This is a genomic window from Oribacterium sp., from assembly GCF_057249185.1.
In genome coordinates this window covers 1-15,810 of sequence record NZ_DBHIGR010000033.1, presented here as the reverse complement: position 1 = coordinate 15,810, position 15,810 = coordinate 1, and the positions used below count along the sequence as shown (strand labels likewise).

The 15,810-nt window shown below is 43.0% G+C and carries 8 protein-coding genes and 1 pseudogene; 5 read left to right on the top strand and 4 right to left on the bottom strand.

The annotated features are described in order from the left end of the window. Nucleotides 1-497: endo alpha-1,4 polygalactosaminidase (locus ACO4PX_RS03320; RefSeq protein ID WP_485571417.1), on the bottom strand; the 497-nt coding region annotated here is incomplete at its 3' end. Nucleotides 498-637: 140 nt separating this feature from the next. Next, nucleotides 638-1,648, bottom strand: coding sequence for a DUF4300 family protein (locus tag ACO4PX_RS03315; RefSeq protein WP_485571415.1), 1,011 nt, complete (start codon nt 1,646-1,648; stop codon nt 638-640). Nucleotides 1,649-2,077: 429 nt separating this feature from the next. On the opposite strand from ACO4PX_RS03315, the gene ACO4PX_RS03310 reads away from it, so the two are divergent. The 4 genes from ACO4PX_RS03310 (at nt 2,078) to ACO4PX_RS03295 (ending at nt 13,667) form a co-directional block, all read left to right on the top strand. Then, the gene (locus tag ACO4PX_RS03310; RefSeq protein WP_183684563.1) at nt 2,078-2,812 is read left to right on the top strand and encodes an adaptor protein MecA; all 735 of its coding nucleotides are present in this window, start codon (nt 2,078-2,080) and stop codon (nt 2,810-2,812) included. Between the two features lie 71 nt (nt 2,813-2,883). Further along, nucleotides 2,884-3,117: a DUF1858 domain-containing protein gene (locus ACO4PX_RS03305; protein ID WP_183684562.1), complete on the top strand. Its 234-nt coding sequence runs from the start codon at nt 2,884-2,886 to the stop codon at nt 3,115-3,117. Nucleotides 3,118-3,789: 672 nt separating this feature from the next. Continuing rightward, on the top strand, nt 3,790-12,381 hold the full coding sequence (locus tag ACO4PX_RS03300; RefSeq protein ID WP_485571413.1) for an MSCRAMM family protein: 8,592 nt from the start codon (nt 3,790-3,792) through the stop codon (nt 12,379-12,381). Nucleotides 12,382-12,674: 293 nt separating this feature from the next. Beyond that, nucleotides 12,675-13,667 (top strand): AEC family transporter, encoded by a 993-nt coding sequence (locus ACO4PX_RS03295; protein WP_485571412.1) that lies wholly within the window; start codon nt 12,675-12,677, stop codon nt 13,665-13,667. 210 nt (nt 13,668-13,877) lie between these two features. Here ACO4PX_RS03295 and ACO4PX_RS03290 read toward each other — a convergent pair whose 3' ends face one another. Both ACO4PX_RS03290 and rsmI read right to left on the bottom strand, forming a co-directional pair. Next, on the bottom strand, nt 13,878-14,294 hold the full coding sequence (locus ACO4PX_RS03290) for a TOBE domain-containing protein (protein WP_314344344.1): 417 nt from the start codon (nt 14,292-14,294) through the stop codon (nt 13,878-13,880). Between the two features lie 103 nt (nt 14,295-14,397). Next, nucleotides 14,398-15,258, bottom strand: a complete 861-nt coding sequence (rsmI, locus tag ACO4PX_RS03285) for a 16S rRNA (cytidine(1402)-2'-O)-methyltransferase (RefSeq protein WP_183684558.1) — start codon at nt 15,256-15,258, stop codon at nt 14,398-14,400. A 272-nt stretch (nt 15,259-15,530) separates the two neighbouring features. Between rsmI and ACO4PX_RS03280 the strand changes: the two are divergent. After that, a pseudogene (locus tag ACO4PX_RS03280) lies at nt 15,531-15,810 on the top strand (hypothetical protein); the annotation flags it as partial.

Below are 15,810 nucleotides of genomic sequence, written 5' to 3'. Positions count from 1 at the left end.
TCCTCTTTGGGATATTGGTAGTAAATGTCTGTGTTATCCAGAAAAAAACCGTCTAATCCCATGGCGGCATATTGTTTTCCTAAGCTGTTAATCAGAAAATCCTGCCACTGTGGATTGCTGACATCCATCCAGTATTCTTCCTCCCAATTTTCATAGGGTGCCAGACTATACTTTTTAAAATCCTCATAATAAGGGCGGAAATTTTCCAGGGCGCCGATGTTTAGATAGCCGTAAACCTTTGTGCCCTCTGCCTTGATTTTCCGAATCTGCTCGGGACTAAAGTTAGAAGGCTCCAGAACCACCATACGGTAGTTTTTCAGCTTTTGAAGGGTTTCTTCATCCTTCTCCTCTTTTCCGGTATTCCCGCCAATTCCAAGAAACACCCCATAGTCCTGTTTGGGGCTTTCAGCCTTTGTACAGAAGCTGAGCGTAAGCAAAAAGAAAACACAAAGCAACAGGGAGGGGAAAAAGCTGATTTGTGTTTTCTTTATTTTCATGGGTTCTCCTTATTATATGATTCCCTTCAGGAGGGCTACTAAATTGCCGGATTCGTTCGTGTCTTAAGCCGGATTTCCAGGAATCAATCTGTACTTGCTTCTATATTCATTTTCAGGAGCATCTTCCTGTAGTTTCCATCTTATTCTACTACCCGATATTCCTTTAGTACATGGTCATCTTCAAAAATCAGGGGTTTGGCACTTAAACCGTCGGCATCCTGGTCATAGTAGCCCATTAAATAGTCATTGACCTCTTGAAGGTTGTTAAATTCATCCACCTGATAGGGGAGCTCAAAGGCCAGCTTTTCAATAAAGAGATATTTGTCTCCGTCCTGAACCAGAACCCCCACATGGCCTACAAATTCCTGCACCTTATTCTTGCCGTCATCCATGGTCATAAAGACGGAAATCATATGCATCTTGTCATTATGGAAAGAGATTTCTTTTTCCTTCCAGGATTTCTGAATTTCCTCCGCCAAAACCTTGCTGTCCTTCGTATTTGTTACGTCAATATAGGAGAATAGGGTGTCGAATTTCTTCTTATCTTCTCCGGTGAAAATATTTTTTGCGGAAATCGCACCAAAATCGGAAAAGAGCATAGTGGTGTCTCCGGGAGTCTGATTGCCTACGGTAATGAAATCCCCCATCAAAGAATAAGCGGTAATTCTACAGTTTCTACCTACATATCCCCCTTTATCTAACCAGGCATCCACCAGCTTATCCGTATCCAAGCTTGGAAATGCCTTGTCAATGGTGGTCATTTTCTGTACAAGCTTGTCCTTTCCCACCGCATTGTTATATTCATCCACGGCGGCAAAAAATGCTTTGATTTTCTCGTCCTTCAAACCTGCATTTTTTAAAGCAGTGGTAACCCGGTCTCTACTTTCCTGATCCACCAGATTGGAATATGTTAAGGAGAGCTTTGCCTTACTTACAGGCGTAAGACTGTCGGAAACGTCATTGCCTTGTTTAGTCTCTGTTACGGAAACCTCATTGCCTTGTTTAGTTTCCGCTACGGAGACGTCATTAGCTTGTGTAGTCTCAGCGACTGCAGCGGTGCTTTCCTTTTTGGGGGAAGTCCCTTTATTTCCACAGGCTACGGCAAGAAGACTTAAGCCAATAAGAAAAATCCCAAATTGTTTTTTTATCATAGAAGACCTACTTTCTGGAAATGTACTATAATACTCTCGGGCAAGTCTTTGCCGGAGAAAGTTTGCTCATTATAGAAGACTGTAGTTTTCCTCTTCGGGTTACAAAGAAAGGGAAATTTGTATTCGCAAAGTTTTTCCATAGATTACTTTCCGATAAAATTCCTTTCGATGCTTGTATACAGAATACCGATTTTGGGCTTATAAATCAGCTATATAGTGAATTTAAAAAATATTTATCGCTATTCCATTATAATAAAAAATATTTATTTCACTATTTTATAAATGATTTTTATACATGTTATCATCTTAAATATTTCTGAAAATGGGTAATTCAAATTGCAAAAGTACCGATAAAATAGTATGATAAACACACCGATAAACTTTTTTTCAGTAAGGGTAAAAGAAGTTTATTTTGGAGAAGGAGGAGCCATGAAAATCGAGAAAATTGATGACAACTCCATCAAGTGTACTTTATCCAGTTTGGATTTATCTTCAAGAAATATAAATCTAAGGGATATGACCTATGGCTCGCAGGCTGCCAAGCAGCTCTTTAATGAAATGATGTTGAAGGCAAAGGAAGAAGTGGGATTTGCAATGGACAACACCCCTCTGATGATAGAGGCTATCCCTTTACAGGGCGGTGCGGTTCAGCTCATTATTTCTAAGGTGGATGATCCGGAAGAATTAGATACACGTTTTTCAAAATTTTCCACCGCAAGCAACGGACAAAATGGCTGGATTTCAGAACTGGCCACCCAGATTCTTGAAGGCGCTCACGGACTGATGAAACAGTTGAAGGAGACAGAAGACAACAGTGATGAGGAGTTAGATGCTTCTCAGACGGAGACTAGACAGCAGGAAAAGAAAGAAGAAGGGCTTCGCTTATACCGTTTTCAGAGCTTAGACAGAGTGATTGATGCGGCGAAAGCAGTTCATGGCATGGATTTAGGAAACAATAGCCTTTATAAAGACGTGGATAAGAAGGAATTTTACCTTTCTATACATAGTAAGAATGAAGATATGGAAACGCTAAATCGCGTGGCAAATCTTTTGCTGGAATACGGAGAGAGATTACACGGTAATATGGCCAGTGAGGCCTATTATCAGGAACATATGGAATGTTTGATTCCCAATTCTGCATTGGAGAAATTACAGACAGTTTAAATCCCTTACAAAGTAAAGCAGATGTGATATACTGGTAGCTGCCAATTCTTAAGAAAAGAAGGAGGAAGGCTATGGACGAAATTACCAAGGATATGAAAATCGGTGATATTCTGGCTTTAAATGAGCTGATTGCACCGTTTCTCATGCAAAACGGCTTAGGCTGTGTATCCTGTTCCGCATCCAGCGCAGAGTCTTTGGAAGAAGCTTGCGAACTCCATGGCATTAACGTGGAAGATTTGACGGAAGATTTAAACGATGTTTTAAGAGAGTATTTGGAGACACAGGAAGCATCACAGAACGGATAGGAATTTTTAAGAAGAAAAGAGGAGCAGTTTGGCAGGATTTGCCGGGCTGCTTTTTTCTTCCGGGGAGACTATTGCTTTAGGATTACTTTAGTATTGCTTTGGGCTATAAGCCGGGAATTTCGGGATTTTCCATGGGAGAAATATGCTGAAATAGCGTGAAGAAAATTTTTTTGAAAAAAATCAAATTTCCTGTTGACAACTAGGAATTCAAAGTGTATTATTACGTCAGTTAGATAAAACTAACTGTTGTGAATTTGCAAATACCTGGTTTGTAAACTTCATAACTGCCCTGTGTTCGTGTCCTCCTGACCATAAGCACGGCACAAGGGAAATCTCCTGAAATAAATAGACTCAACTTAAGTGTCCGTCCACAAGACGGGAAGAAAGCAGAAGGCGCTCACCTTCTGCTTTTTTCGTTCTTAAGAAGTATTGCAGGCAGGGGAGGAGATATTTCCTTGTAAAAATTAGAGCAAAGGAAGTCCCCTCCCGTTGTTATAAATTCAAAGAAAATGACGATATTAGATAGACATATTGTGTAAAAATTAAATATCAAGAACCAAATTAGGCGATTTAGAAAGGACATTCGGTAAAAATGTAATGCGGAAGACTTTCCGGAGGAAAAGACGGAAGGAAACAGGTATTTAAGAGGAATGTCTGTTGAAGGGAGTATTTATGAAGCGCTTTTTAGCACTATTTTTGGCCGTGTCTATCAGCTTACAGAGCTTTACCGCTGTGGGAGAAAGCTCAAGACTTGTAGGGGATAGTTCCGTTTTGAATGGGCAGGCTACGGAGGAAGGGATATCTTCCGAGGAATCCACCGGATTGAGCCGGGAAAACGGAGAGGAGAATAGGGAGGAGACTGTAGCACAGGGAGAAGCCGAAGCAGCTTCCAAAGTTGAAGCAAGCACCACTGATGCAGGAACCACTGAAGAAACAGGAGAATCCCGGGAAAATCTTGCGGTTCAAAGCAGGGAAGCGAATGAGCAGGAAGGATTTTCAGTAAAAGAAAGTGCTAAGGGAGCGGAGAGTGAAGAAACGGAAGGGGAAACACTTCCTACTTTGTCCTACTCTACCATCGAAAGAAACGAGAAAAAGCAATTTCAATATAAGGATGAGGAGATTAGCGTAAATGCCGAGCTGGAATATCCGGAAAGTCTGCCGAAGGGCGTTGTATTTTTGGTTCGTCCGATTTTAGAGGAGGAAAGAAAAGAGCAGTACCGGGCTTATAAAGAGGCTTTACTGGAAGCAAAAAACGAAGGGAAACAAGATACAGAGAATGGGGAAAGTGCCGGGGAAGAGGGCTTTGTACTTCATGACCTTAGACTTTATGATGTAGGTTTTTTCCTTAAGGAAGAAAAAACCGGAGATTGGGAAGAGGTTCAGCCGGAAAAGGGCAGTGTAAAGATTAATTTTACTCTTCAGGAAGCTTTGGAGGGAGAGGGAAAGCTGCAGGTAACCCATCTTCCTATTAAGCAGGAAAAAAAGCAGGAGGGAATCAACAGCTTAGAGATTCCGAACCTGCAAAAGGAAGATATTCTTGTGGAGGATTTGGAGGTTAAGGAAAACAAGGCCTTCTTCAGCAAGAAAGAACGAATTCAGTTTAGTCTGGATAGCTTCTCCACCATTGGAATTTATAAAGGAGAGGTCAATGCCACAGATCATATTTTAAATGATGTAAAATTTACTTTAAATAACATCAATGTACAGCTAAAGAACAGGGGAGGACAAAAGGATTTTCAGCAAGTTGGAAAAGAAGGAAATACCGTTAGCTGGAAATTAAATGAGAATTACTCTCCCTATGAAGTGGAAAACTTACATATGGATATCCGCTTTGTAAGACCGGGAGACAGTTTTACCGTAAAAAATGGAGAAAAAATTCTCTTCAGCTTCCCGTCTATTTTACGGGCAAAAGGAGCCGGTACCTATTACAATACCGGATATCCCGCTAAAAAATTCTATAAATTTACCATCCGGGAGAATTCTGCCACCAAGAATTGGGAGCTGGAAGTGGAATTCTTACAGGATTTTGAGCTTTCCGCTTATGGGGAGATTAAAGGAATCATCACCTTGGATTTTAGCCTGGACTCTACTAAGCTTACGGAAAAGACGGATAATCCTGTAGAGATTTCCCTGCCGGAGCAAAATTATAAAATCATTCTTCCACCCCTGCCATCCGTGATTTCCGGGGTAAAGAAGGTGGCGGATGCACAGCCTGCCAAGGGACAGGTGGCATGGAATATTACTGTGGGAGAGGATTCTCCCGGTGTTGCCTTAAACGGTTTAACAGTTACCGACAGTTTTCCAAGCAACCATCAGGTCTTTAAATCGGCTACCTGGTTGGGAAAGAAAGATCCCTTAACCGGTCAGGATATGACTCTCCAAATGACGGAAGCTTCGGGAGGCGGAAGTGGTATGAGCACCTACAGCTATACCTTCCCGGAGAGCGGAGAAGTGATTCGTGCTCCTCAGACGATTCGGATCGTTACCGGCATTCGGGGAGAGGTATATAAGGATAAAAATGCCACTACCCTTAGAAATAACGTGAGCTTAAGTCATAAAAGTGAAGCTCGTCTTCCCAAGGATACGAGCAAAAGATCTACCTTTGCCTTAACCACGATTCCGAAGATTAGCTTAAATAAGAGCGGAACACAGGTTAGCGGAAATCGTGTCCGTTGGAAAATGGACTTTAATAACAACAGAGCGGCAGCCTATCAAGCCAGAGTATTGGATAATCTGGGGAAGGGCCTTACTTTAGATGAGAGCAAGGGAATCACCATTCGCTATGGAGATAGAGAGGCCACCGTTTTAAAGCCCAATAACAATCATGTGAATCTGGCGGGAAGAGGCTTTGGAGACGTTAATGATGTATCCTATGACTATAGTAAGGGCACAGGCCCTAATGGGGGAGATACCTTGACCCTTGCCTTCGGCACTCGCTTTAAGGAGCCCTACAGTATCGAATTTGATACGCTTGTTGCGGAAGACTTTCCTTTACAGGGAAGCGGCACAGACACAAGCATTGGGAACAAGGCCCAGGTGGTAGCCACCTATCCCACAGGGGACGGGGTAGGCAGCGGAATTTCCGAGGAACTCTTTAATGAAACCCCAACCATTTCCGCCCCCTTTAAGTCCATTTTCCTGGAAATTAAGGGAACAGGAACGGATTCCAGAAAGGCTCTGTTAAACTGGAGGGTAAAGGCCACCACCAAGGAAAATTATGAAAAATTAAAGCTTGTTATTAACAATGGACAGTATCATGAATTTAACAGCCTAAATCTTCGCTATGGAGAAGGGGCTTCCGCCTCTAACCTATTTGTGGATAAGGCAAGTAGAGACAAGCTTGTGAATCAAACACAGACGGAAACCATTATGGCAAGCGACGGGGTTACTCCTATTGCTACCTTAAACCTGACCTATCTTCCCAGCACCGGAGCTCCGGCAGGGGGAAATGTGGAATTAACCGTAATCCGAAACAACGCAGTTCCTGTAGAAGAGCGTTTTGATATTGGCTTACTGTCCTGGAATCACGATTCCAAGGCACTGTACTATATGACGAGAAAAGATGGAACTCAGTCTTTTGGTAGTAATGCCACCCTATCCCTCTATACCCATAAGGAGGATATAAACCCCTTTAAGACGGTGAGGTCTGTGGCGGAGCCTCAGAAAATGAGCCCGGATATGCTGAGAAAAACGGTGCAAAGCTTTTACGATGATGAGCAGAAGCGTGCCTATTTCCGTTTCCAAATTACGGCAAATGCCAGTCGTATGGAAGATTTGAAGAACTTTGTATTACAGGATGACCTGCAAAATATCTTTAAATACCAAAAGCCCAACGGGCAGACACAGCCTTTGGATTCCAAGTATTTTACCATTACCACGGTATCGGACAGCAAATATCCCACACTGGCAAGAATAGGAAGCGGAACTGCGGAACAGATTGTATCCGGCAGTGAGCTGACGGTAGATAATGTGGCGAAGAGGGTGGAACTGAACTTACAAAATCCTTTAAATGATACCCTGTACATGGATATTTATGTTTATCTGAATCAGGAAGGGCAGGATGTTCTTTTTGAAAATACCAATGCGGCAGGGCTTAATTTACAGGAAGCTACCATCAGCACCACCAATAGAGTGACCATCACCTCTACCAGCTTCCCCACCTATTTAAATGGCGGAAATCCGATTGTTCATGACGCAACAGCCTCAGGAACCGGAAAAACCCAGGTGATTCCCAATAAGATCTTGGTCAAGGAGGGAGAACAGGGTAAGGCAGGTTCCCGCTATCAGGGTGTTATGAACTGGAAGGTGCTGATTAATCCTCTGGGCGGAAATATTACGGGAGGAACCGTACTGCTGGATAAGATTCCCAAAGGGCTATTCCTGGATATGAAGTCCATTAAGCTCTATAGAGTAAAGCATCAGGATCATTCTATAGAGATTAATGGAGATGTAAATGATCCCAACAATGCCACACTAGTGCCGGATACGGAGTGGGAAGCCAAGCGACTTCGCCACTTTGATGACCAGCATGACCTGGTGACGGAGCTGGAAATCACTTTAAAAAATTCCACTACCGATACCTATGTTCTGGCTTATTCCACGGATATTACGGCGGATATTGAAAATACGACACCACCCTTTGAAAATGTGGTATATGTGAAAAAGGCTTCCGGAGCCCCGGATTCTATTGCGAAAAAGTCGATAAAGGCCCAGTCCTTTGACTATTCCACCGGCTCCAAGAAGGTGCGCTATGTCATTAATAAGAAGGATTCCCTTGCAGATAACAAGGTAAGTCTTCCCCTGGCAGGAGCGGAGTTTGGACTTTTTGAAGAAAAATACTTACCCTTTTTGAAAACGGCAAGTAAGGATGCCCTTTTGGGTATGGCCCATGACTATGGGGTTACCGATGCAAAAGGACAGGTGCGTTTTTCTGGTGAGGCATATGATTCAAATTTTCCTACAGAAAATATTTACTACCTGATGGAGATGGAAGCTCCTACAGGTTATAAAAAAGATAGAAGAATTTTCGGACCCTATAAGGAGGAAGCGGGAAGGCGAGAAATCAAACCGATTTATGAGGGAAAAGAAATTTCCGATGCTTTCTATAATTTTAGAGAGAGGGAGGAGTACAAAACCGGTTCCGCAGAGATTAAGAAGATTTACGAGGAAGAAAATCCTCGTCTTCCTAAGGTTTCCTATGTGGCCAAAGGAAAGGGAGATAAGACCGGTTATAAGACAAAATTTAAGTTTTATATTAATCCGGATCCGGAGATGAAGGGAGATTACTTTAAGGAATTCCCTATGGTGAAGGTAGACGGAGAAGCCGGCGTATACGAGTATCCTGCCGGTATCGGCTTTGGGGAAAGCGCAGAGGTGGAAACCGCTCCTGCAGTGGCAGTACCGGACGGACAGGGAGGCTTTACTTATGAGGGAAGCCTGCAGTTAAACGGCCTACCCTGGGGACAGTATGCTTTGGAAGAAATTGATACGGAGACAGGATATCTGCTCAGCAATCGTATTATCTTTAATGTAGAGCGTGAGAAAACCCCTAACGGCACCCCCGTAAGCAGCAGTACCCTGAACTATCAGGGAGAAAAGGACGGGGATAGAGTGGTTCTTCGGAATTACCCCACAGTCTTCTCCTTTGAAAAGAGGGATGGGGAAGGAAATGTTCTGACAGGAGATGCCCTGAAGGGGGCAAAATTCCGTATTACAGGAAAGACGGATGACTTCCTGCAAAGTAGGGATACTTCTTCCCGCTATACCTTGCACAGCGCCGGAAACGAGTCCTATATTCTTCTTACGGAAGAGGAAATGAAGAAGGAGGGTGGTTTACTAGGTGTCTTAAAGACCGGAGTGGAGTATCGCTTTAGCGAGGAAGTCCCTCCAAGAGGCTATGAAAAGGGCCCTGCAATTCCATTTACGATTGATGCCAATAGCGGAAATCTGGAATTGAAGCAACCGGCGAACAATTCACCGGAGGCAGGTTTTTATACCTCTGATGGAGCAAAGCTGATTTTAAAGGATAATCCTACCCGAATCTTAATTTCGGAAGAGGATCAAAATGCTTTTCCGGTGTCTCATTCCTCCTATAAGCTGTATCTTGCCAACAGAGATGGAAGCAAAAAGGAAGAGAGTCCCGCATTTTCCTGGGATAATGGGGAAAATACGGAAAAAACCCTGGAGAAGCCGGTGGCAGGAGAGTATTACCGTTTGGAAAGAACGGCTCAGTCCATTCTTTATCAAAAAAATGCAACAACAGACTATGCACTTTTTAGTCTGTCTAAGGATGGAAAGAGCATCGAAGCGGTGGAAAGCCACGGTATTACGTTGGAAAAACGGGCGGATAGAAGTCTGATGGTGAAGGCAAAGCGAATTCTTGCAGAAGGAAGCTTGACAAAGCTTGACAGAATCGATGAAAAGGCTTTGGAGAAGGCTACATTTGCCCTCTATCAGGTAAAGGACAGTGGAAAGGCGGACAAGGCGGAGGCTTTGGAGCAGGGCGGAAAGATTGCCGACTTGTACCCGAATCTTGTGCTGAGAAAGCCGGAAAATGACCTGTATCTGGGAGACTTTACGACAGACGAATCCGGAAAGCTGTCCACGAAGAATGGAGGCAATAAGCAGAATCTTGCTTATGAAAATAAGCCTCTTTCTCAGGGACTACCCGTGGGACTTTACTACTTCGTGGAGACCAAGGCGCCTACAGGCTACAGCATCGAAACGGAGCAATCCGGACAGGAGAAGAAAAAGTACTTCTTTGCGGTTCGCCCGAAGGAGGATGGAAAAGCAGTGCTTGCCCGTTCTCTGGAAAGCGTTTTGGAAGCAGAGGCAGGACTTCCTGAAACAGCCAACAGGGAAAAGGCGGGATTTGCGAAAAATACCAGAATTCCGGGAATCTTAAATCTTGTAAAGGAAGCGGAGCATACCGGAGAGAAACTGTCCGGAGCACAGTATGGACTTTATTTGGATGAAAAGGGAAAAAATCCTGCAAAGGACGATAGCGGAAAGCCTTTGGTGAAGGAAAGTAATGAAGAAGGTCGCCTAAGCTTTTCCAACCTGGAATGGTATCAGGACTATTATGTGAAGGAAGTAAAGGAACCCAGAGGTTATCGACTGGATCAAAAGGTCTACGGTCCCTTCCGTTTTTCCGCAAAGGAACTGGAGAAGGAAACTACTCAGGTGGATAGAGTGACCGGGGTTCGTTTCAACCACTACGGCATTGACCCCCTTCTCAGTTATCAGGAGAAGGACAAAAAGCGAGAGCTTTGGGAAAACGAAGAAAAGCTGAAGGGTCTTAAGGTGAAAATCAAGGGTCTTTTCAAGGGAGAAACGGCGGTGAGTGAAAAAACTTATACCACCGACGAAAACGGAGGATTTACCGTGGCAGGAGATTTGGTGGCAGGAGAGGATTACAGCATCCTGCCGGCGGAGAACCTTCCCGCGTCTCTCCATCCCATGAAAGAACTGCATTTCCAAATTGATAACCAGGACAATTTTGTGGTAAAGAAGGGAGACGATTCTCAGATTTACTTTGTGAAGGACAATGTTTTAGAGCTTCCCAGAGAGAGAACCGCATTCCAGATTTCCACAAGAGTACAGCATGAAGAGGCAGGAAGGTCTGAAAATGCTGTCCTTCCGGGAGTGGAATTTATGCTCTATAAGGATGCGGCAGGCAAGAATGCCTTCAGCGGAAAACTGGTGGTCAACGGGAAAGAGGAGGAGATTACAGACGGTGTTGTAAAGACTCTTTTAGGAAAGCCGGAAAACTTGGATTCCTCCAAAAAGGGATATCTGATGCAGAAAAACAGGCTTTATCAGGAGGGAACCTTACGTCTCCACGGACTTCCCAAGGGAGAGTATTATCTGAAGGCGGTAAGCCTTGGAGAAAAACTTCCGGAAGAAGGAAATGTGGACTTTGAGGAAGAGAAAACGGCTTTCTATAAGCTTTCTCTCACCGATGGGGAAAGTCGTCTGGAAGTGGTATCCTCTTCCGACATTGAAAAAGCAACGAAGGCTACGGACGGCTATCATTTGCAGTACGGGCTGAAGAAGGCGGATTTCTCCTTCCATACCACAGACTTTAAGACCAGAAAAGAGGACATCAACAAGCAGAGCTATGCCCTCTATGTAGAAAAGGACTGGGCTATGGAAAAGCTTGTGAAGGGAGAGTTTTCCGAGGAAGACAGCATCATTAGCAGAGACAGCTTCAAGGATAGAGAGGCTAAGCCGGAAATCAGCATTGAAGGGAAAAAGTATGTTTTACTCTCTGTGCAGGAAAATGATGATTTCGGAAACTTGCGCTTCAAAAACCTTACCCGTGCGCAACGCTATGCTCTTTTGAATGTGACCAAGGAAGAAAAGTACCAGGATCCCACGGAAGCTCTGGTTTTCCAGCCTTCTGATGAGGGAGCGGTAATTATCTCTTATGGAAGAAACCACAGAATTCCCACAAGACCGAAATTTGCAGGAGCTTATAGTATTGAAGAAGAACTATATCTTAAGGATAAGGATGGCCTCTATCATCTTCTTGGAAAGGACGGTGTTTTGGGAGAAGGTTTTGCCCTAATGGAAAAAACCGGCTTCCAATGGTTGCTTTATGAGAAGGAAAAACGAGGAGGAGGCATAGGCGGTATCGGAGGAAAGAAGAATGGCTTTAAACCTTCTATTCGTCCGGGAGATACGATTGTTAACGATAAGCGAAATCCTTATAATCAAAACCCCAATAAGCCTATTCCCGGAGATCCGGGAAAGAGATTACTTTTTATAGGGCTGGATCGTAACGGAAATCCTATTTATGTACCAGTGGATATCCTTCCGGGAGAAGTTCGTCGCTATATTGAAAAATACGGTATTCCCATTCCTTCAGGAGGAAACAGTCAGGTCTTAAAGAATCGTATTGTTCGATTGGATCCAAAGAAAAAGAAGAAGGGAGAAATCGGAAGCGGTTACAGCAGAGACGATTTAGCCCAGAGACTGGGAGAAATTCTTGGACAAAACCGAGATTTCTCACAGGAAGATTTGGAAGAATTGCAAATCATCGGAGAGTATTTGGCTGCCATCCGAAAGGGAAGGGTGGACAAATACGGAAGAGCGATAGCAACCGGAGATATGTCCACTATGGTTCTGAATTTCGGACTCTTCGGCTCCAGCCTTTTGCTTCTTTGTGCCTATAGCTTATGGGAAAGAAAGAAGATGGAGAGAAAGAGAAGAAGAGTAAGAGCGCGGAAGAGAAAAGAGTATTCCGATAAGCGTTCTATTTAAAGCAAAAAGTTTAAAGCAAAAAGCTTAAAGTTAAAAGCTTTAAAGGGAATAGTGCAAAGTAAAAAGTGTATTCGAGGTATCCTGTATTATGGAAAGGATTCCGCGGATACACTTTTTTTATACTTGACGTTCGAAAGCTTGGGTTTTATGGTGGAAGAGAATAAAAAATCGAACTGTAAAGAGACAGACCGAGACAGAAAAAAGATAGAAAAAAAGATAGAAAGAAAGATAGAAGAAAAGCAATAGAAAAGGAAAGCGATAAAAAAGATAGATAGCGAAGGAAGGTAGACGGAATGGGATTGGCATTAATTGAAAAAATCATCGCCTTGTTTTTGATGCTCTTTGCGGGCTTTGCTTTGGTCAAAAAAGATATTTTAAAGAAGGAAGACAGCCAAACCCTGTCCAAGCTATGCTTGTATTTGATTTCCCCCTGTGTGCTTTTCCATGCCTTTACGGTAGAGGTTACGCCGGAACGGCAAAGAGCCTTTTTCCTCTGCGGAGTATTGGCACTGGGAATACAGGGCTTTTTTACCCTTTTTATCTTTTTATTGGATAAGATATTGCCCATGACAGTAGTGGAGAAAACCGCAGTGATCTATAGTAACTGCGGTAATATCATTATCCCGATTGTAGCCTATGCTTTGGGAGAAGAGTATTTGATTTATATTACCGCCTATATCGGCGTATATAATATCCTGCTCTGGACTCACGGAATATCCCTGTTTAAAAAACAGCTAAAGAAGGCGGGAAAGAAAGGGGACTTTGCAGATACGATTACGGAAAATGTCGGAGAAGCTTCTATTTTAAAAAAGCTCTCCGGATTTTTAAAAAATCCCAATATTTTAGCAATCATTTTTGGCTTTCTTTGCTTCAGTTTTCGGATTGACCTTCCCAGACCCTTGGGACAGGCCATCAAAGATATAGGAGGAATGATTGGCCCGGTCAGCATGATGGTCACCGGTATGGTTTTGGCAAAAATGCCTGTTGCTCGATTTTTTCAGAACAAGAGATTGTTTTTTGTGACTTTTTTGCGTATGGTTTTCTTTCCAATCTGCTTATTGCTCTTTTTTAAGCTTGGCCATATAGCAAGTCTTCTTCCCATGGAGAAGGAGATTTTTCTGGTGACCTATCTCAGTGCCATTGCCCCCAGCGGAACCAGTGTGAATCAGTTTGCCATTATCTATGAGCAGGATGCGGAATATGCCAGCTGTATTAATATCTTTACCACGCTGGTAGCGATTGTGACCATGCCCTTGTTTGTCTACCTCTACCTTTGGATGATATAAAACGAGACTATAAAAAATATTGAAAAGTTAATTATGCAGTATAGGTCTGAAGTCGGGGCACGCTCTCGCTAGCTTCGCCACACATCGGTACTAAGCGAAAAACTGCGTTTCTCTTGTTTTTCGCAAGTACCGGCGGGCTCAGACTACCCCTTTTTCAGACCTATACTGCATAAAAAATAGTTTTTAATATTCGTTTTTTATAGCCTCGTTTTATTCTTCTCCAAGCATTACGGAGGTAGACTTCACAATGGCAACGGCCTTGGCCCCTACTGTTAAGCCAAGATCTTTAACAGCCTCTAAAGAGATGGTGGAAGTGATGGTTACGCCTTCCTCAATCTCCAGCTTCACGATGGCGTTCACTGCGCCTTCCTTAATCTCCTTTACAGTACCTTTCCACTGATTTCTTGCGGAAATTTTCAGATTATCGTTAGCCAGCATTACTTCGGTAGCTTTTACGAAGATACAAGCCTTCTTGCCTTCGGCAAGCTTTAAATCCTCGATAGCTTCCATAGAGATGGTGGAGCTGACACGGTTTCCCCCGGGAGTTTCCAGCTTTACGATACCGTTTACGGCACCCTTACGAATTTCCTTTACAATTCCATGAAAATGGTTTCTTGCACTAATCATTTTTCTTTCCTTTCTAGTCTCATTATGTTGCACAGCCCAGTCTACAGGGAAAAAGAATAAATTGCCAGTGAGCTATCTGTTTTTTAGATGATTTTTAGAAATTCTAGTCACCGGCCTTTAAATATTGGTACACCTCTCTTTTTCCGATGCCCCTATCCTTCGCCACCATTTTCATAGCTTCCTTTTCTGACAGTCCCTTATCCAGGTATTCCTGCAAGTGTTCTTCCATGGACAGCTCTTCCCATTGGGCCTTAGCCTCTTCCTTTTTCTTTTCTAAAGACTTTCCTTCTATAGCAAGAGCAAATTCTCCTCTGGGTTCTTCTTCCTGATATCTCTCTATTGCTCGGTCTAAGTCAAGATAAAGAAGTTCTTCATACTTTTTGGTTAGCTCTCTTGCTAGGGTAATTTTTCTATTTTCCCCGAAGGCTTCTCTAAGGTCTTCCAAGGTTTTTCGCAAATGATGGGGAGCCTCATAGAGAAGGATTGTTCGTTCCTCGTCCTTTAATTGGGAGAGTAGTCGTTGCCGCTCTTTTTTGTTGGCCTTTTCTGTGGGAAGAAAGGCTTCGAAGCAAAAGCGTCTGGTAGAGAGGGCGGAAAGGCTTAAGGTCAGCACGAAGGCAGCAGCTCCCGGAAGACTTTCTACAGGGATTCCTTGCTCAACTGCCTGTTTTACCAGTTCTTCTCCCGGGTCGGAGATACAGGGGGTTCCCGCATCGGTAATTAGGGCAATATGTTTTCCCTCTAAGCATTGTGCAATTAATTCCCTTGCCTTTTCCACCTTATTAAACTCATGGTAGGCGGTCATGGGAGTTTTAATCTCAAAATGATTTAAAAGCTTGATGGAGTTTCTGGTATCCTCAGCGGCGATAAGATCCGCTTCTTTCAGGGTGCGAAGCACCCGAAAGCTGATGTCCTCCAGATTGCCGATGGGGGTGGCACATAAACTGATTTTTCCGATGGGCATAATGGTCTCCTTGAATATATAAAAATTAAGGATTTATTGAATAAATCGAGCTTGGATTGCAGCTCTCATATCCGTTAATGGATAATATCCGAATGTGGATAATAGGTATTTTATCATACTTGTTTTATAATAGGGAAAGAAGCTTTTCTCATCATTTTAACTATCTTATTTTTATTCTGATAATCTAAATTAAACGATTTATTTATCTAAAATCATTAACTTTATATTCTTTTCATCTTCTGAAAATCTATCACAGAAAGGAGCTTCCCTTTATGACTCAATCAGCTAAAAACTCAAACTTTCATCATACAGACAAGAAAGATATGGAGGACTTGGAAAAACGCAAAACCATAGAATCCTTCACCTTAATGGATGATATTTTCATGAGACTTGTATTTGAGGAAAAGTCTTGCACGGAATATGTTTTACAAGTTCTAATGAATAAAAAGAGTTTAAAAGTGAAAAAGCAGTATGTACAAAAAGACCTTCCTAATTTGTACGGTCATTCTTTGCTCCTGGATTGCTTTTGTGAAGATGATCAGGGGAATTTGT